General features: G+C 71.3%; 11 protein-coding genes, 1 tRNA gene and 1 rRNA gene. 3 read left to right on the top strand and 10 right to left on the bottom strand.

Going from position 1 to position 18,672, the window contains the following annotated elements; translation table 11 throughout:
* Nucleotides 1–37: 37 nt before the first annotated feature.
* The gene (locus AB0O53_RS36535) at nt 38–811 is read left to right on the top strand and encodes an SDR family NAD(P)-dependent oxidoreductase (RefSeq protein ID WP_351000919.1); all 774 of its coding nucleotides are present in this window, start codon (nt 38–40) and stop codon (nt 809–811) included.
* A 450-nt stretch (nt 812–1,261) separates the two neighbouring features.
* Here the strand turns inward: AB0O53_RS36535 and AB0O53_RS36525 are convergent, their stop codons facing one another.
* The 8 genes from AB0O53_RS36525 to AB0O53_RS36490 all read right to left on the bottom strand — a co-directional run bounded on the left by AB0O53_RS36525 (nt 1,262) and on the right by AB0O53_RS36490 (nt 15,062).
* Nucleotides 1,262–1,639 (bottom strand): helix-turn-helix domain-containing protein, encoded by a 378-nt coding sequence (locus AB0O53_RS36525; protein ID WP_030664971.1) that lies wholly within the window; start codon nt 1,637–1,639, stop codon nt 1,262–1,264.
* A 109-nt stretch (nt 1,640–1,748) separates the two neighbouring features.
* The gene (locus tag AB0O53_RS36520; protein ID WP_351000925.1) at nt 1,749–2,288 is read right to left on the bottom strand and encodes a CinA family protein; all 540 of its coding nucleotides are present in this window, start codon (nt 2,286–2,288) and stop codon (nt 1,749–1,751) included.
* 23 nt (nt 2,289–2,311) lie between these two features.
* Entirely contained in the window at nt 2,312–2,968 is a 657-nt protein-coding gene (gene pgsA, locus AB0O53_RS36515) for a CDP-diacylglycerol--glycerol-3-phosphate 3-phosphatidyltransferase (RefSeq protein WP_030029316.1), read from the bottom strand.
* A complete protein-coding gene (gene rimO / locus AB0O53_RS36510; RefSeq protein ID WP_351000928.1) occupies nt 2,965–4,470 on the bottom strand; it encodes a 30S ribosomal protein S12 methylthiotransferase RimO in 1,506 nt (501 codons plus the stop codon). The genes pgsA and rimO overlap by 4 nt, the downstream gene beginning before the upstream one ends.
* 126 nt (nt 4,471–4,596) lie before the next feature.
* Nucleotides 4,597–5,502: a helix-turn-helix domain-containing protein gene (locus AB0O53_RS36505; protein WP_351000931.1), complete on the bottom strand. Its 906-nt coding sequence runs from the start codon at nt 5,500–5,502 to the stop codon at nt 4,597–4,599.
* Nucleotides 5,503–5,719: 217 nt separating this feature from the next.
* The gene (locus AB0O53_RS36500; RefSeq protein WP_351000932.1) at nt 5,720–8,518 is read right to left on the bottom strand and encodes an FtsK/SpoIIIE family DNA translocase; all 2,799 of its coding nucleotides are present in this window, start codon (nt 8,516–8,518) and stop codon (nt 5,720–5,722) included.
* 135 nt (nt 8,519–8,653) lie between these two features.
* On the bottom strand, nt 8,654–9,337 hold the full coding sequence (locus tag AB0O53_RS36495; RefSeq protein WP_030821150.1) for a response regulator: 684 nt from the start codon (nt 9,335–9,337) through the stop codon (nt 8,654–8,656).
* 274 nt (nt 9,338–9,611) lie between these two features.
* Nucleotides 9,612–15,062 carry a HAMP domain-containing protein gene (locus AB0O53_RS36490; RefSeq protein ID WP_403141358.1) on the bottom strand — a complete coding sequence of 1,817 codons (5,451 nt, stop codon included), beginning with the start codon at nt 15,060–15,062 and terminating at the stop codon, nt 9,612–9,614.
* A gap of 246 nt (nt 15,063–15,308) precedes the next feature.
* Here AB0O53_RS36490 and AB0O53_RS36485 point away from each other — a divergent pair, with 246 nt between their 5' ends.
* Nucleotides 15,309–17,894, top strand: coding sequence for a SpoIIE family protein phosphatase (locus AB0O53_RS36485; protein ID WP_351000936.1), 2,586 nt, complete (start codon nt 15,309–15,311; stop codon nt 17,892–17,894).
* 42 nt (nt 17,895–17,936) lie between these two features.
* Nucleotides 17,937–18,449 carry a DinB family protein gene (locus AB0O53_RS36480; RefSeq protein ID WP_351000938.1) on the top strand — a complete coding sequence of 171 codons (513 nt, stop codon included), beginning with the start codon at nt 17,937–17,939 and terminating at the stop codon, nt 18,447–18,449.
* Between the two features lie 49 nt (nt 18,450–18,498).
* Here the strand turns inward: AB0O53_RS36480 and AB0O53_RS36475 are convergent.
* Both AB0O53_RS36475 and rrf read right to left on the bottom strand, forming a co-directional pair.
* Nucleotides 18,499–18,574 (bottom strand) — tRNA-Thr (locus AB0O53_RS36475).
* A 5-nt stretch (nt 18,575–18,579) separates the two neighbouring features.
* Nucleotides 18,580–18,672 (bottom strand): 5S ribosomal RNA (gene rrf, locus AB0O53_RS36470); the annotation flags it as partial.

The raw sequence follows: 18,672 nt of genomic DNA, 5'->3' as shown, positions 1-18,672 counted from the left end.
ATTGACGATCCGTCAGATCCGGTCGTACCGTCCCGGCATGCCCACACCCACAGCCGCGTACGACCTCACCGGCCGCACCGCCCTGGTCACCGGAGCCGCCAGCGGCATAGGCCGCGCCACCGCCGTCCTCCTCGCCTCGGCCGGGGCCCACGTGCACTGCGCCGACCGCGACGAGCGGGGGCTGGCCGAGACGGCCTCCCTGGCCGCCGCGGCCGGTGGCGGCGGGGCCACCGTCCACCCCGTCGACGTCACCGACCGGGCCTCGGTCCGGGCGGCCGTCACCGCGGCGGGCCCGCTCGACATCGCCGCCGCCATCGCCGGGATCATGCACACCAGCAGCGTCCTGGAGACCGCCGACGAAGACCTCGACCGGGTCCTGGACGTCAATTTCAAGGGAGTCCTGCGCACCTGCCAGGAGGCCGCCCGCTCCATGATCGCGGCGGGCCGGCCCGGAACCATCGTCACCATGGCCTCCGGCGCCGTGGACGCCGCCCAGCCCGGCCTGCTCTGCTACAGCGCCGCCAAGGCCGCCGTCGTCCAGCTCACGAAGACCCTCGCCACCGAGACCGGCCCGCACGGCATACGGGTCAACGCCGTCGCCCCCGGGTGGATCCGCACCCCGATGACCGGCCGCCACGGCCCCGAGGTCCAGGAGCAGACCGAGGCGGCCATGGTCCGCATGTCCCCCCTGCGTCGGGTCGGGGAACCGGAGGACATCGCCCAGGCGGTGCTCTACCTGGCCTCGGACGCCTCGTCCTTCATGACGGGCCAGATCCTGCGTCCGAACGGTGGGGTGTCGATGCCCTGGTAGCCGCGCCGGCCGCCCGGACCGCTCCGGCCCCGTCACCGCCGGGGTCCCCCGCGCGGCCGTCCCGGTCCTCGCGCGCCTCCCGGCCGGCCCGCCGGCGGGCCCTGCGCAAGGGCGCCGGTACGCAGTGCACCGGGAGCAGCCCCAGTCCCCAGCCGCCCACCGCCACGGCGCCCTCCACGGCCCCCGACTCGGCGGGCGCCAGGACCAGCCGCAGCACGGCCCACCACCACAGGGCCCCCACCGTCAGCGCGAGGGCCGACACCACGGGGAAGCGAGACACCGCGGGTATGCGCAGCGACGTCCGCACTGCCACCTCCAGGGGGCCGGGACCCGGACCGCCCCATCGTCTCGCACACCCCCCGCACCCGCACCCAGAACGGCCGGGAGCCCCGGCCGGTGCTCCACGCACCGGCCGGGGCTCCGGCCAAGCTCAAACACGCACGTGCTCGCTCACGCGGCTACTACATTCACCGCTTCCGCAGGCGCCTTGATGGTCACCCGTTCCGGACCCGCGACCGAGGCCATCGAGACCGAATTGAGCATCGGGCGGACCGGTACGGTGACCGGTTCGCTTGCCGCGGCCGACTGTGCCAGCTCAGCGAGCGACAGTTCATCACTGACTTCGCGCATCAGCTCGGACATCCGTACGTCCAACGCGTCGCAGATCGCGGAGAGCAGCTCGGAGGATGCCTCCTTCTGCCCCCGCTCCACCTCGGAGAGATAGCCGAGCGAAACTCGGGCCGACGAGGAGACTTCGCGCAGAGTACGGCCCTGGCGCTGGCGCTGCCGACGCAGCACGTCACCCAGCAGGCGACGGAGCAGAATCATCGGTGGCTCCCTCCTCTGACCGTGTAGCCGCATCCTTCACGCCCCACCGTACCGCCTCGCGCCGCGGCCGTGCGGGGAGCGATGTCGTGTTCACTCAGGGCTGCAAACATCAAATCCCCCCGTTCTGTTCCGTATCCTGCCCCCGCGCATTCTCGCGGAGTTCGTCCGCGAGAAGCCCGAGCACTGTCCGTGCACTCTCCCTACGGATTTCCGCGCGGGAGCCGTTCAACCTCAGACGGACCGTTTTCCTGCCCCCCGGACCGTCCACGGCGACGAAAACCGTGCCCACCGGCTGCCCGTCCTGCGGGTCGGGGCCGGCCACCCCGGTCGTCGCGATCCCCCACGAGGCGCCCATCACCCGGCGCACACCGGCCGCCATCTCCGCCGCGACCTCGGCGTTCACCGCGCCTTCGGCTTCCAGCAGTCCCGCGTCCACTCCCAGGACCCGGTGCTTGATCTCCGTCGCGTACGCCGTGACCGAGCCGCGGAACGACCGGGAGGCGCCGGGAACGGCCGTGAGCTCGGCCGCGACCATGCCACCGGTCAGGGATTCCGCGACAGCGAGCGTCTGGTCACTCTCCGCGAGGAGCTGGAGCGCGTACGCGGCGGGCGTGCGCCCCCCGCTCGCTCCGGCGCGCCCCTGCGCCACCGGAGAATCCCCCGCCCCATCGGTCACCGCGCGGCCCGCTCCGCGGCGAGACCCTGGCGCCGGAGCACGATCGCCTGGCGGATGTAGTCCAAACCGGTGACGACGGTCAGCACGACCGCGATCGCCATCACCCAGAAGCGCATCGTCGCCAGCGCACCGGTCAGTGCGAGGACGTACATGCCCACGGCCGTGCCCTGGGCCAGCGTCTTCAGCTTGCCGCCGCGGCTGGCCGGAATCACCCCGTAGCGGATGACCCAGAAGCGCAGCAGCGTGATCCCGAGCTCCCGTCCGAGGATCACCCCGGTCACCCACCACGGGAGGTCGCCCAGCCAGGAGAGGCAGATCAGCGCCGACCCCATGATCGCCTTGTCGGCGATGGGGTCGGCGATCTTGCCGAAGTCCGTGACCAGGTTGTACGTGCGGGCCAGGTGCCCGTCGAAGATGTCCGTGATCATGGCGACGGCGAACGCCGCCCAGGCCCAGGCCCGCCAGGCCGGGTCGTAGCCGCCGTCGGCGAGCAGCAGCAGGACGAACCCCGGCACCAGCACGAGCCGGATCATCGTCAGGATGTTGGCGATGTTCCACAGGCTGGCCTGATCGACCGCCGCGGCCCCCAGCTTCGCGCCGGGTACGGGCCGGCGGCCGGTCCCGCCCGCCGCAGATGCCGGGACACCGGTCATCCGGCCGCCTCCTCAAAGTCCAGGTCCAGGGGCTCGGCCACCAGGTCCACTCCCAGCGTGCCGACGACCTTTGCCGTGACGATACGCCCGGGGACCAGGCCCGTGCCGTCGGTGAAGACGACCTGGCCGTCGGTTTCGGGGGCCTGGTGCGCGGCGCGCCCGTAGGCTCCCTCGCCCTCCTCGGCCTCGTCGAACGGGACGACCGTCTCCACGAGCACTTCCAGGGTCTCCCCGATCCGCTCCTCCGCGCGCTGGGCGGTGAGCTCCTCGGCGAGCCGCTGCATGTGCGCCAGGCGCTCGGCGATGGTGTCCTCGTCCAGCTTGTTCTCGTAGGTGACGGCCTCGGTGCCGTCCTCGTCGGAGTAGCCGAAGACGCCGATCGCGTCGAGGCGGGCGTTGGTGAGGAAACGCTCCAGCTCGGCGAAGTCGGCTTCCGTCTCGCCGGGGAAGCCGACGATGAAGTTCGAGCGGACACCGGCCTGCGGGGCCTTGGAGCGGATGGTGTCCAGCAGCTCCAGGAAGCGGTCGGTGTCGCCGAAGCGGCGCATGGCGCGCAGCACGTCGGGGGCGGAGTGCTGGAAGGACAGGTCGAAGTACGGCACGACCTTGGGGGTCGAGGTCAGTACGTCGATCAGGCCCGGGCGCATCTCGGCGGGCTGGAGGTAGCTGACCCGGACGCGCTCGATGCCGTCGACGGCGGCGAGCTCGGGCAGCAGGGTCTCCAGCAGGCGGATGTCGCCGAGGTCCTTGCCGTAGGAGGTGTTGTTCTCGGAGACCAGCATGATCTCCTTGACGCCCTGCTCGGCGAGCCAGCGGGTCTCGCCCAGCACGTCGGAGGGGCGGCGGGAGATGAAGGACCCGCGGAAGGACGGGATGGCGCAGAAGGAGCAGCGCCGGTCGCAGCCGGAGGCCAGCTTGACCGAGGCCACCGGGCTCTTGTCCAGGCGGCGGCGGAGCGGGGCGCGCGGACCGGAGGCGGGCGCGACACCCTCGGGCAGGTCCGCGGGGGCCTCGGCGGGCTCCTCCGCGGGCGTCTGGGCGTGGCCGGGGAGGGCGACGTCGGCGGCCTGGCGCGCGGCGGGGCTGATCGGCAGCAGCTGGCGGCGGTCGCGCGGGGTGTGGGCTTCGACACTGCCGCCGCTCAGGATGAGCTGGAGGCGGTTGGAGATGTCGGAGTAGTCGTCGAAGCCGAGGACCCCGTCGGCCTCGGGAAGGGCCTCGGCGAGCTCCTTGCCGTAGCGCTCGGCCATGCAGCCGACGGCGACGACGGCCTGGGTCTTGCCGTGATCCTTGAGATCGTTGGCTTCCAGCAGGGCGTCTACGGAGTCCTTCTTGGCGGCTTCGACGAAGCCACAGGTGTTGACGACGGCTACGTCCGCGTCGGCGGCATCCTCGACGAGCTCCCAGCCATCCGCCGCCAAGCGGCCTGCGAGCTCCTCCGAGTCCACCTCGTTACGGGCGCAGCCAAGAGTGACAAGGGCGACGGTACGGCGTTCGGGCATGGACTCAAGACTACTTCGTCCCGGCGCGGGCCCCTGCCGCAAGTCCCCGCACACCAAGATCCCCGGGGTGCGCGCGGCACCCCGGGGATCTTGGTTCACGTCCTCCGCCCGTGGGCGGCCCCTGGCTCAGCCCGCCTGCGGCTGGCCCTGGGAGGGGTCTTCCTTGGTGTAGGTGAGACGTTCCACCTGGCCCGGCTGGAAGTCGTCCTTGATCTCCTTGCCGTTCACGAAGAGCTTCACGACCCCGGCGTCGCCGAGCACGAGGTCGACGGACTCCTTGTCCGTGAAGGTCTTCGACTGGCCCTGGACGAGGGTTCCGTCGAACAGGAGACGGCCCGTGGAGTCCTTCGCGGAGATCCAGCTCTCGCCCGAGTCGGCCGTCAGGACGACCGTGACGAGATCCTTGGGCGCCGCGGCGATGGCGCTGTCCGAGGGCTCCGGCTTGGCGGCCGGCGGGACCTGTGAGGGCTGGGCGGGCTGCGCGGCCGGCTTGCCGCCGGACTGCTTGGGTGCGGGCTTGGGGGCGGCGGAACCTTCCGCCACCGGGCGCTTCTCCTTCTCGGCGTCGCCGCTGAAGGCGGTGAAGCCCACGAAGCCGATCACGGCGACGATGGCGGCGACCATGGCCGCGGTCCAGTTGGGCCGCTGCCGCTCGGGGCGGATCCGCTCGGCGTCGAACATCGGCGCGGCGGGGGTGGGTGCCGGCCGGCCGCCGTGGGCCGCGTCGTAGCTCTCGACCAGGGGTGCCGGATCGAGATGGACGGCGCGGGCGAGCGTACGGATGTGACCGCGGGCGTAGACGTCGCCGCCGCACCGCGTGAAGTCGTCCTCTTCGATCGCGTGCACGATCGGGATGCGCACGCGGGTGAGGGAACTGACCTCGTCGACTGTGAGCCCGGCGGCGATCCGGGCCTTCTTGAGGGCCGTCCCGATGGACGGCTCTTCGACGGAACGTTCGACGAGCCGGTCCTCGGACCGGTCGTCGGTCGAAGGCCGCTCTTCTTCGGGGGAGTTGGAGTTGCCGATGGACACAAGGGCGCCTTTCGAGCGTGTAGCCACCTGCTGGATGTCCAGTCTAGGGGGGTGACGAAAGGGTGGAGCAACCGGAGGGTGCCCTTCCTACGCCATACGAATGGCGACGGGAGGTCCCCTTCGGCTCGGCGGCCCGACGCCGTACGCGAGTCGTGCGCGGCGCCGCCCTCCGTTCAACTTGACGCGGGCCCAAGGGAAACGGTTGCCCGCGATTTCACTACGAATCCGTCTCGCCGCGGATGACCGCGAGCACCTCGTCCAGCTCGTCGGCCTTCAGCAGGACGTCGCGCGCCTTCGAACCCTCGCTCGGGCCGACGATGCCCCGCGACTCCATGAGGTCCATGAGCCGCCCGGCCTTCGCGAAGCCCACCCGCAGCTTGCGCTGGAGCATCGAGGTGGAGCCGAACTGCGTGGTGACCACGAGCTCCGCCGCCTGGCACAGCAGGTCCAGGTCGTCGCCGATGTCCTCGTCGATCTCCTTCTTCTGCTTCTGCCCGACGGTGACGTCGTCGCGGAAGACCGGAGCCATCTGGTCCTTGCAGTGCTGGACGATCCCCGCGATCTCGTCCTCGGTGACGAAGGCGCCCTGGAGGCGGACGGGCTTGTTCGCGCCCATCGGCAGGAACAGCCCGTCGCCCTTGCCGATGAGCTTCTCGGCGCCGGGCTGGTCGAGGATGACCCGGCTGTCGGCGAGGGAGGAGGTGGCGAAGGCGAGCCGCGAGGGCACGTTCGCCTTGATCAGGCCCGTGACCACGTCCACGGAGGGCCGCTGCGTGGCGAGCACCAGGTGGATGCCGGCGGCGCGGGCCAGCTGGGTGATGCGGACGATCGAGTCCTCGACGTCGCGCGGGGCCACCATCATCAGGTCGGCCAGCTCGTCGACGATCACCAGCAGGTACGGGTAGGGGCTGAGCTCCCGCTCGCTGCCCGGGGGGAGTTTGATCTTCCCGTCCCGGATGGCCTGGTTGAAGTCGTCGATGTGCCGGTAGCCGAAGGCGGCCAGGTCGTCGTAGCGCAGGTCCATCTCGCGCACGACCCACTGCAGCGCCTCGGCGGCCCGCTTGGGGTTGGTGATGATCGGCGTGATCAGGTGCGGGATGCCCTCGTACGCGGTCAGCTCGACCCGCTTGGGGTCGACGAGGACCATCCGGACGTCCTCCGGGGTGGCCCGGACCATGATCGAGGTGATCAGGCAGTTGATGCAGGAGGACTTTCCGGAGCCGGTGGCGCCGGCGACCAGCACGTGCGGCATCTTGGCGAGGTTGGCCATGACGTAGCCGCCCTCGACGTCCTTGCCGAGCGCGACCAGCATCGGGTGGTCGTCCTCGGCCGCGTCCGCGAGGCGCAGGACGTCACCCAGGTTGACCATCTCGCGGTCGGTGTTGGGGATCTCGATGCCGACCGCGGACTTGCCCGGGATCGGGCTGATGATCCGCACGTCGGGGCTGGCCACGGCGTAGGCGATGTTCTTGGTCAGGGCCGTGATCCGCTCGACCTTCACGGCCGCGCCGAGGGTGACCTCGTAGCGGGTGACCGTCGGGCCGCGGGTGAAGCCGGTGACGTCGGCGTCGACCTTGAACTCGGAGAAGACGTTGCGCAGCGAGGCGACCACGGCGTCGTTGGCGGCGCTGCGGGTCTTGCCGGGCCCGCCCTTCTCCAGCAGGTCCAGCGAGGGCAGGGAGTACGTGATGTCCCCGCGCAGCTGGAGCTGCTCGGCGCGGGGCGGCAGCGGCTGGGCCTCCGGCGGGGCCTTCGTCAGGTCGGGCACCGCGAGGGTCCCGGAGGCCGCGGCCGTGGTGGCGTGCGGCGGCTCTGCGGGGTCCGCGGCGGCCGGGGGCGCGGCGGACGGGGCGGGTGCGGCGGGCCGCGCGGAGCGGTCGCCGCGTGCGGTCGGCACCGGGGCGGTGACCTCGGCGCCGTCCCGGTCGGCGGCGATCCCCTGCGTGAGGTCGGCGACGAGCGGGGAGGGCGGCATGCCGCCGTAGACCGCCCCGTCCAGCGCGGCGGCGGCGGCCGCGGCCACGTCGACGGCGTCCATCTCCCGGTCGACGGCCGGCCTGCCGGCGGCCTTGCGCGGTCGGCGCCGCCGGGCCAGCGCCTCCTCCTCGGCGGCGTCCGCGGGGTCGCCGGAGCCCGCGCCGGCCCCCGAGCGGGCCCGCCACTGGTCCGGGTCGTGCCGGGACGCGGGGCCGCCCTCGTCCTCCCCGTAGCCCTCGTCGTACTCGTTCGGGGCGATGATCCCGAGCCGGATGCCGAGCCGGCGCAGCCGCTGCGGGATGGCGTTGACCGGGGTCGCGGTGACCACGAGCAGCCCGAAGACCGTCAGCAGCACCAGCATGGGCACGGCCAGCGGCGCGCCCATGGTGAAGATCAGCGGCTTGGAGGCGCCCCAGCCGATGAGCCCGCCGGCGTTCTGCATGGCGGTGGTGCCCTCGTCGCGGCCGGGCGCTCCGCAGGCGATGTGGACCAGCCCGAGGACGCCGATGACGAGGGCCGACAGTCCGATGCCGATCCGGCCGTTGGCGTCGGCCTGGTCGGGGTGGCGGATGAAACGCACCGCCATGACGCCGAGCAGTATCGGCACGAGCAGGTCCAGCCGCCCGAACAGGCCGGTGATCAGCATGGTCACCAGGTCCCCGACGGGGCCGCTCAGGTTCGACCAGGTGCCGGCGGCGACGATCAGCGCGAGGGCGAGGAGCAGCAGCGCGACGCCGTCCTTGCGGTGGGCGGGGTCGAGGTTCCTGGCACCCTGGCCGATCCCGCGGAAGACCGCGCCGACCGCGTGCGCGCAGCCCAGCCACAGGGCCCGCACCAGTCGCAGCACGCCGCTCGTCGGGGACGGCACGGGCTTGGCCGCCGCCTTCTTGGCCGGGGCGCGCCTGGCGGCCGCGGCCTTCTTCGCCGGGGGCTTGCGTGCGGGGGCCGCCTTCTTGGCGGGCGCCGCCGTACGGCCGGTGCGGCCCTTCGCGGTGCCCGCGGCGCTCGGGGAACCCTTGCCGGACGTACGTGAGGCCATGGGCCCGAGGTTACCGGTGCGCGCGCCGGTGGACACGCGTGCCCACCCCTTCACCCGTTCGTGTCGTGGCCGGGGTAGGTGCTTTGACGCTCCGCCAGGCGGGACGCGCGCGGTCAGTTCTGCTTCAGTGCTGCGTCAGTTCTGCGAGGGCAGCGCCGGAGCGCCCCCGGCGCTGCCGGGCTCCAGCGCGTCGAGTGCCCGCCGCAGTCCGGTGAGTTTGCGTTCCAGGTGGGCCGCGGTCGCCACGACCCCGGCGTCGGCCGAATCCTCGCCGAGCTGCTTGGTCAGCGCCTCGGCCTGCTCCTCGACCGCCGCGAGCCGCGCGGAGAGCTCGGCCAGCAGGCCCGCCGTCTCCTTGCCCGCGTCCACGCCGTTCGAGCCGCCGCCCTCCAGCTGGAGCCTCAGCAGGGCGGCCTGCTCGCGCAGTTGGCAGTTCTTCGTGTACAGCTCCACGAAGACGGAGACCTTCGCCCGCAGCACCCACGGGTCGAAGGGCTTGGAGATGTAGTCGACCGCACCCGCCGCGTAACCGCGGAAGGTGTGGTGCGGACCGTGGTTGATCGCGGTGAGGAAGATGATCGGGATGTCCCGGGTCCGCTCCCGCCGCTTGATGTGCGCGGCGGTCTCGAAGCCGTCCATGCCCGGCATCTGGACATCCAGCAGGATGACCGCGAAATCGTCCGTGAGCAGCGCTTTGAGCGCCTCCTCCCCCGACGACGCCCGGACCAGTGTCTGATCGAGCGCGGAGAGGATGGCCTCCAACGCCAGCAGATTCTCCGGCCGGTCGTCGACCAGGAGGATCTTGGCCTTCTGCACCATGCCCTGTCCTCCTCGCCCCGGCATGGGGCCTCCCCGGCTCCTGGCACCGGCCTGTGCGCCGGGCCCCGCCCCAGAGGACGACACCCGTGCGCCGTCCGTCCTTGTGCCGGTCATCGTAGCCCCAGTCCCGAGATCGCCACACCCTGTCACCAGGATGTCACTGTGCACGAAGCAGAAACGCGGTGGGAGAGCAGAAGGTTCCCCGTTTACCGCCCTTCCACACCGCTACGGCCACAGTGTGTCAGCGGTCGGTTCCCTTCCGCTCTCCCTCCTCTCACTTGCCCCGCATCCACTGCTCCATGACCGACAACAGGTAGTCCGGGTCGACCGGCTTGGTGACGTAGTCGGAAGCACCGGAATCGATCGCCTTCTCCCGGTCCCCCTTCATCGCCTTGGCGGTCAGCGCGATGATCGGCAGGCCGGCGAACTGCGGCATCCTCCGGATCGCCGAGGTCGTGGCGTACCCGTCCATCTCGGGCATCATGATGTCCATCAGCACGACCGTCACGTCGTCGTGCTGCTCCAGGACCTCGATGCCCTCGCGCCCGTTCTCCGCGTACAGCACCGCCAGCCCGTGCTGTTCCAGCACGCTGGTGAGCGCGAAGACGTTGCGGACGTCGTCGTCCACGATGAGCACCCGCTCGCCGCGGAAGTCGTACGTCCGGGCCACCACCGGAAGCTCTTCCTCCACGGTGTCCCAGGCGTCCTCCGCCCCGGCCGCGTTCGGCTGCCCCGGCACCGCCGTACGCGGCTCCAGGTCGCTCAGCGCCTTGCGGCGCCGCCGGAACAGCGCGGCCCCGCCGCCCTGCCCCGCCCCGGCCGCCGACGGCGAGGACGCCGCGGGCCGGGCCTGCGCCGCCTCCGGCGCGGCGGAGGGCCCGGCCGGGAGCACCGGCAGCCCGGGCCGCGCCCCGTCGAGGGAGCGGCGGTACAGCTCGCCGCGGGCGCCTCCCGGCGTGGGCGGCGCGTACCCCTGCGGCGGCAGCTCGCTCGGGTGCAGCGGCAGGTACAGCGTGAAGGTGGAGCCGCGGCCGGGCTCGCTCGCCGCGTGGATCTCCCCGCCCAGCAGCCGGGCGATCTCCCGGCTGATGGACAGCCCGAGCCCGGTGCCGCCGTACTTGCGGCTCGTGGTCCCGTCCGCCTGCTTGAAGGCCTCGAAGATCACCAGCATCTTGCTCGCCGCGATCCCGATGCCGGTGTCGGTGACCGAGAAGGCGATCAGGTCCGCGTCCGCCTCCCGGAGCGAACCGGCCTCCAGCAGCTGCTCGCGGATCTCGGTGGGCACGTCGCCGCCGGCGGGCCGGATCACCAGCTCCACGGCACCGGTGTCGGTGAACTTCACCGCGTTCGACAGCAGGTTGCGCAGCACCTGCAGGAGCCGCTGCTCGTCGGTGTGCAGGGTCGCCGGCAGCTCCGGCGAGACCCGCACCGAGAAGTCCAGGCCCTTCTCCGCCGTCAGCGGCCGGAAGGTCGCCTCCACGTAGTCCACGAGCTGGACCAGGGCGATCCGGGTCGGCGAGACGTCCATCTTCCCGGCCTCGACCTTCGACAGGTCGAGGATGTCGTTGATCAGCTGCAGCAGGTCCGAGCCGGCGCCGTGGATGGTCTCGGCGAACTCCACCTGCTTCGGCGACAGGTTCTCGTCCGCGTTGTCGGCGAGCAGCTTGGCCAGGATCAGCAGCGAGTTGAGCGGGGTGCGCAGCTCGTGCGACATGTTCGCCAGGAACTCGGACTTGTAGCGCATCGAGACCGCGAGCTGCTCGGCGCGCTCCTCCAGGACCTGCCGGGCCTCCTCGATCTCGGTGTTCTTCACCTCGATGTCCCGGTTCTGCTGGGCCAGCAGTTCGGCCTTCTCCTCCAGCTCCGCGTTGGCGGCCTGGAGGGCCTTCTGCCGGTTCTCCAGCTCGTCGGAACGCTCCCGCAGCTGCTCGGTCATCTCCTGCGACTGCTTCAGCAGCATCTCCGTCTTGGAGTTGACGCTGATGGTGTTGACGCTCGTACCGATCATCTCGGCGATCTGGCTGAGGAAGTCCTTCTGGATCTGCGTGAACGGCGTGAAGGAGGCCAGCTCGATGACGCCGAGCACCTTCCCCTCGAACAGCACCGGCAGCACGATGACGTGCGCCGGCGGAGCCTCGCCGAGGCCCGAGGAGATCTTCAGGTAGCCGGGCGGGGTGTTCTCGACGAGGATCGTCCGCTTCTCCTCGGCGACCGCCCCGATCAGCCCCTCCCCCGGCCGGAAGGAGATGGGCATCTGCCCGCCCGCGTACGCGTAGCTCCCGCGCATCCGCAGCTCGTACGAGCCGTCCGCGCCGCCTTCCGTCCCGATCTCGGTGGTGCCTCCGGCGGGCACCGCCAGGAAGAAGGCGCCGTGCTGCGCGGAGACCACCGGCGTCAGCTCGCTCATGATCAGCGAGGCGACGTCGTCGAGGTCGCGGCGGCCCTGCATCAGGGCGGAGATCCGGGCCAGGTTGCCCTTGAGCCAGTCCTGCTCCTTGTTGGCCAAGGTGGTGTCGCGCAGGTTGACGATCATCGTGTTGATGTTGTCCTGGAGGACCTGGATCTCGCCCGCCGCGTCCACGTCGACCTTGAGGCTGAGGTCGCCGCGGGTCACCGCGGTGGCCACGGCCGCGATCGCGCGCACCTGCCGGGTGAGGTTCCCGGCCATCTCGTTCACGGACTCGGTCAGGTCCCGCCAGGTGCCGTCGACGTCCCGGACCCGGGCCTGGCCGCCCAGGATGCCCTCGGTGCCCACCTCCCGGGCCACGCGCGTCACCTGGTCGGCGAAGGAGGAGAGCTGGTCGACCATCGTGTTGATGGTGGTCTTGAGCTCCAGGATCTCGCCGCGCGCGTCGATGTCGATCTTCTTGGTCATGTCGCCCTTGGCGATGGCGGTCGTGACCATGGCGATCTGCCGCACCTGACCGGTGAGGTTGGAGGCCATGAAGTTCACCGAGTCGGTGAGGTCCTTCCACGTCCCCGAGACCCCCGGCACGTGCGCCTGCCCGCCGAGCCGGCCCTCCGTACCCACCTCACGGGCCACGCGCGTGACCTCGTCGGCGAAGGACGACAGGGTCTTCACCATCGTGTTGACGGTGTCGGCGAGCTGCGCGACCTCGCCGCGCGCCTCGACGGTGACCTTCTTCGTCAGGTCGCCGTTGGCGACGGCCGCCGAGACCTGCGCGATCCCGCGCACCTGGGCCGTGAGGTTCCCGGCCATCGTGTTGACGTTGTCGCTGAGGTCCTTCCAGATGCCGGTGACCCCGCGGACCCGGGCCTGGCCGCCGAGGATGCCCTCGGTGCCCACCTCGCGGGCCACCCGCGTGACCTGCTCCGCGAAGGAGGACAGCTGGTCCACCATCGTGTTGACGGTCGTGACGAGTTCGAGGATCTCGCCCTTGGCGTCGACGGTGATCTTCTTGGAGAGGTCGCCCATGGCGACCGCCGTCGTCACCTCGGCGATGTTGCGCACCTGCGAGGTCAGGTTGTTCGCCATGAAGTTGACGGACTGGGTGAGGTCCTTCCAGGTGCCGGAGACACCCTTGACCTCGGCCTGACCGCCGAGGATGCCCTCGGTGCCCACCTCCCGGGCCACCCGCGTCACCTGCTCGGCGAAGTTCGAGAGCTGGTCGACCATCGTGTTGAGGGTGTTCTTCAGCTCCAGGATCTCGCCCCGGGCGTCCACGTCGATCTTCTGCGACAGGTCGCCCCGCGCCACCGCCGTGGCGACCTGGGCGATGTTGCGCACCTGCGAGGTCAGGTTCCCGGCCATGCCGTTCACCGAGTCCGTCAGGTCGCGCCAGACACCGGCCACGCCGGGCACCTGCGCCTGGCCGCCGAGGCGGCCCTCCGTACCCACGTCCCGCGCCACCCGGGTCACCTGCTCCGCGAAGGCGGAGAGCTGGTCGACCATCGTGTTGATGGTGTTCTTCAGCTCCAGGATCTCGCCCCGGGCGTCCACGTCGATCTTCTGCGACAGGTCGCCCCGCGCCACCGCCGTGGTCACCTGCGCGATCTGGCGCACCTGCGAGGTCAGGTTCCCGGCCATGAAGTTGACGGAGTCGGTGAGCTCCTTCCAGGTGCCCGAGACCCCCTCGACCCTGGCCTGGCCGCCGAGGCGGCCCTCCGTACCCACGTCCCGCGCCATCCGCGTGACCTGGTCCGCGAAGGACGACAGCTGGTCGACCATCGTGTTGACGGTGTTCTTCAGCTGGAGCATCTCGCCGGAGACGTCGACCGTGACCTTCTGGGACAGGTCGCCGTTGGCCACCGCCGTGGTCACCTGCGCGATGTTGCGGACCTGCCCGGTGAGGTTGCGGAAGGCGGTGTTCACCGAGTCGGTGAGGTCCTTCCAGGTACCGGCGGCCCCCGGCACCTGCGCCTGACCGCCCAGCTCACCCTCGACGCCGACCTCACGGGCCACTCGCGTCACTTCCGCACCGAAGGACTGGAGTTGGTCGACCATCGTGTTGACGGTGTTCTTCAGTTCCAGCATCTCGCCGGCGACATCGACCGTGACCTTCTGGGACAGGTCGCCGTTGGCCACCGCCGTGGTCACCTGCGCGATGTCGCGCACCTGGGTGGTGAGATTGCGGAAGACCGTGTTCACCGAGTCGGTGAGGTCCTTCCACGTCCCCGCCGCCCCGGGCACCTGCGCCTGACCGCCGAGCAGGCCCTTGGCGCCGACCTCGCTGGCCACGCGCGTGACCTCGTCCGCGAAGGTCCGCAGCGTCTCCGTCATCTGGTTGATCGTTTCGGCCAGCTGCGCGACCTCGCCGCGCGCGCTGACCCGTACCTTCTGCGACAGGTCGCCGTTCGCGACCGCCGTCGTCACCTGCGCGATCCCGCGCACCTGGGCCGTCAGGTTCCCGGCCATCGTGTTGACGGAGTCGGTCAGGTCCTTCCACACGCCGGCGACCCCGGGCACCTTGGCCTGGCCGCCCAGCTCGCCCTCCGTGCCCACCTCGCGTGCGACCCTCGTCACCTCGGAGGAGAAGGACGACAGCTGGTCCACCATGGTGTTCACGGTGTTCTTCAACTGGAGCATCTCGCCGGCCACGTGCACGGTGACCTTGCGCGACAGGTCGCCCTTCGCGACCGCCGTCGTGACGAGAGCGATGTCACGCACCTGCGCGGTGAGCCGGTACGCCATCGTGTTGACGGAGTCGGTCAGATCCTTCCAGGAACCAGACATTCCGCGCACCTGGGCCTGGCCCCCGAGCTTGCCCTCGGTGCCCACCTCCAGCGCCACGCGCGTCACCTCGTCGGTGAACGCGGACAGCTGGTCGACCAGGTTGTTGACGGTACGGCCGACCTTCAGGAACTCGCCGCGCAGCGGATGCCCGGCCCCCTCGGCGGCCTGCGTCCGCAGGTCCATCCGCTGGTCCAGATCGCCCTCGGCCACCGCCGACAGCACCCGCCCCACCTCGGACACCGGCCGGGCCAGATCGTCGACCAGCTGGTTCGAGGCGTCGATCGCGGCCGCCCAGGAACCCTCGCAGGCGCCCGTTTCCAGCCGTTCACTCAGCTTCCCCTCACGGCCCACCATCCGCCTCACCCGGGACAGCTCCCCGGTCAGGTGGAGGTTGCGGTCGGCGACCTCGTTGTAGACGGCGGCGATCTCCGCCATCACGCCTTCGCCGGACACCGTCAACCGCTTGCGGAAGTTGCCGTCCCGCATCGACACCAGGGCCGTGAGCAGCCGGTTCAGAGCGGCGGTATCCACCTCTGTCGTGCCGCCGCGCCGAGACCGCCCGCCCTTCGGCCGCGTTCCCGTACGCCGCACCACTGCGCCAGACTCCACCGTGTCCCTCCCGAAAGGGTCGACCACTGTTCCACCGGACACCTGACTCGTCACAAGCCGGCTCTGCAAGCCTGCCCAGTGTTTCACCCTGGCCGAACCCGGCCATAACACTTCGGCACCATCGCACACCGGTCGTACCCTGCGAGTGGATTCCCGGACGACGGCACCATGCCGTCCGCGAAGGTAAGTAACCTGGCAACCGATGTCCAACCGCGTCGAAGGAGATTCGTGATCACGGCACGGGCGGCTGCCAGCTTCGATCCCCTCGGGCGCTCGGTCGCCGCCGCTCGCGCGTTCGTCCGCGACACCCTGCAGGGCTGGGGCTTCGCGGACATCGTCGACGACGCGGTGGTCCTCACCAGCGAGCTCGTCACCAACGCCGTGGTCCACGCCGGAACCAGGGCGGAGGTCCTGTGCCTGCGCACCGAGGACGGCGTCCGGGTCGAGGTCGCCGACCGCTACCCGGAGCGCGAGCTGCCGCTGCGGCACCCCGGCGAGCGCCCGTACGCCGACCCCGACCGCGAGAACGGCCGCGGGCTGATGCTCTGCGCCGCCCTGGCCACCCGCTGGGGCGTCGAGTACACCGCCACCCACAAGCACGTCTGGTTCCGCCTCGATCTGCCAGACCGGCCGGTCGGTACCCGCTCGGCGGGTCCCGTCGTACCGGACCGGATGCTCCCGCTCACCGACAGCCGGGTCCGCGTCGCCGTCCTCCAGATCGACTCGGCCGACACCGTCTCCGCCTGGAACGAGGACGCCGAGCACATCTTCGGCCATCCCGCCGAGAAGGCGGTCGGCCGCCCGCTCGCCGAGCTCGCCGCGTGGCCGCAGACCCCGGGCACCGGAACCGGCATCGCCGAGGCCCTGCGCCTGTCCCGCTGGGAGGGCAGCTACGGCGTCCGCGGGGCCGACGGCCGCGTCATCCCCGTCTACGCCTCGCACCTGCGGGTCCGCGACGCCCACGGCGAACCGTCCACCGTCTGCCTCCTCGTCCACGACGACGAGCGCGCCCTGCTCCAGAGCCCGGTACGGGTGCCCTCCGGCGACGGCGGCCACTTCGCCGAGCCCCGCACCGCCGACCCCTTCGAGGTCTTCATCGGCTCGCCCGCCCCCGACGACCTCGACGGCCTGCTCCAGCGCACCGTCGAGCGGGCCCGCGACCTCCTGGACGCCGACGCCGCCTTCCTGCTGCTCGCCACCGACGACGAGACCGAGCTGGAGGTCCGCGCCACCACCGGCCTGCCCTCCACCCGCCAGCGCTTCGCCCGCGTCCCCGTCGAGGCCGGCACCAACCGCTACGGCTCCGCCCGCATGCCCGCCGTCCACGACGACCTCGTCGCCGTCCCCGGGGCGGTTCCGCTCCTGGACGCCACCGGCATGCGCTCGGCCGTCACCGTCCCCCTCAAGGTCGAGGGCCGGCTCACCGGCTCCCTCGGCGTCGCCGCCGAGAGCCCCGGCCGCTACTCCAACGAGGAGGCGCTCCACCTCCAGTTCGCCGCCGACCGCATCGCCCTGGCGGTGGAGTCCGCCCGCCTCGGCGAGCTGGAGCGGCTGCGCCGCGGTTCCCTGTCCTTCCTCGTCGAGGCCTCCGACCTGCTGGCCGGCACCCTGGACCGGGACCAGACCCTGGCCCTCATGGCCCAGATGACCGTCCCGACCCTCGCCACCTGGTGCGCGGTCTACACGATCGCCGACCAGTCCTCGGACCCGTACCTCAGTTACGTCCTCCACGAGGACGAGGACCGCATCGACGGCCTGAAGGAGCTGCTGTCGCGGGTCAGCCCGCCCGATCCGGTCCGCGAGGCCGGCGCCCGCCCCTGGTCCGAAGCCGCTCTGGCGGTCGGCGGCGAGACGGTGGTCCTGCCCCTCCTCGCCCGCAACCGCGTCATCGGGATGCTGACCCTGGGCAAGCCCCGGGAGGAGCACTTCCGCCAGGAGATCCTCGAACTCGCCGAGGACCTCTCCCGCCGGGCCGCCCTCGCCCTGGACAACGCCCGCCTGTACTCCGAGCGCACCGCCATCAGCCGCTCCCTGCAGCGCAGCCTGCTGCCGCCCGGCTCCCCCGCCATCCCCGGCATGGAGGTCGAGGTCATCTACCGCGCGGCCGGCGAGGGCAACGAGGTGGGCGGTGACTTCTACGACGTCTTCCCGATCCGCGACGGCGCGTACGGCTTCGCCATCGGCGACGTCTGCGGGACCGGCCCGGAGGCGGCCGCCGTGACGGGCCTGGCCCGGCACGCGCTGCGTCTGCTGGCCCGCGAGGGCCTCGGCGGCCCGGCCGTCCTCGAACGCCTCAACGCGGCCATCCTCGACGAGGGCGCCCGCAGCCGCTTCCTCACCCTCCTGTACGGCGAGCTCCACCCGCAGCCGGACGGCGGCGCCCTGATGAAGGTCGTCTGCGCGGGCCACCCGCTCCCACTGCGCCTGCGTCCGAACGGCGAGGTCGACGCGGCCGCGGAACCGCAGCCGCTGCTGGGCGTGATCGAGGACCTGGACCTGTACGAGGAGACCCTCACCCTCGACCCGGGCGATGTCCTGCTGTGCGTCACGGACGGCGTGACCGAGCGGCGCGAGGGCAGCCGGATGCTCGGCGACGACGGCCTCACGGAGGTCCTCACGACCTGTACGGGCCTGACCGCCGGCGCGGTCGCCTCCCGTGTCCTGCGCGCGGTGGAGCGGTTCGCGGCCGAGCCCGCCTCGGACGACATGGCGATCCTGGCGTTCCGCGTGCCCCATCCGCGGGCGGGCGATTAATCCTGGTGCGGGCGGCGACGGCCTGGGCTAGCCTCGGCGCCCATGCCGACTCCCCGTACACGCCCTGATTACACCGCCGACGAGCGCACCCAGCTCCTGGGCTGGCTCGACATGCACCGCTCGATCATCCATTGGAAGTGCGAGGGCCTCTCCGACGAGGACGCGCACCGCTCCGTGCTCCCGTCCTCCCCGCTGATGACGGCGGCGGGGCTCGTCGCCCACATGCGCTGGGTCGAGCACTGCTGGTTCGAGGTGATGCTGATGGACCGGCCCTCCGACATCAATCCCCAGTTCGGGGACGTGGAGGACGCGGACATGCAGGCCGAGGGAATCCCGCTCGGCCGGCTCCTGGAGGAGTACGACCGCCAGTGCGCGGTGTCGAACGAGGTCCTGGCCTCGCTCTCCCTGGACGACACGGGCCGCAACACCGAGTTCAAGGCCGGTGCCGCTTCGGTGCGCTGGGTCATGCTCCACATGATCGAGGAGACCGCCCGGCACGCCGGCCACCTGGACGCGATCCGCGAACTGCTGGACGGTGAGAAGGGCTACTACTGACCCCGGGAACGCAAAAAGGCCCCCGCCTGATGGCGGGGGCCTTTTTATGTGGAGCCCTTTAACGGAATCGAACCGTTGACCTTCTCCTTACCATGGAGACGCTCTACCGACTGAGCTAAAAGGGCGGGTTGTTCGGCGGCGTCCTACTCTCCCACAGGGTCCCCCCTGCAGTACCATCGGCGCTGAAAGGCTTAGCTTCCGGGTTCGGAATGTAACCGGGCGT

The organism is Streptomyces erythrochromogenes, assembly GCF_040684695.1.
Taxonomy (GTDB): Bacteria; Actinomycetota; Actinomycetes; order Streptomycetales; family Streptomycetaceae; genus Streptomyces; species Streptomyces erythrochromogenes_C.
The sequence above is the reverse complement of the archived record's forward strand: the minus strand, read 5'-3'. Positions and strand labels throughout refer to the sequence as shown.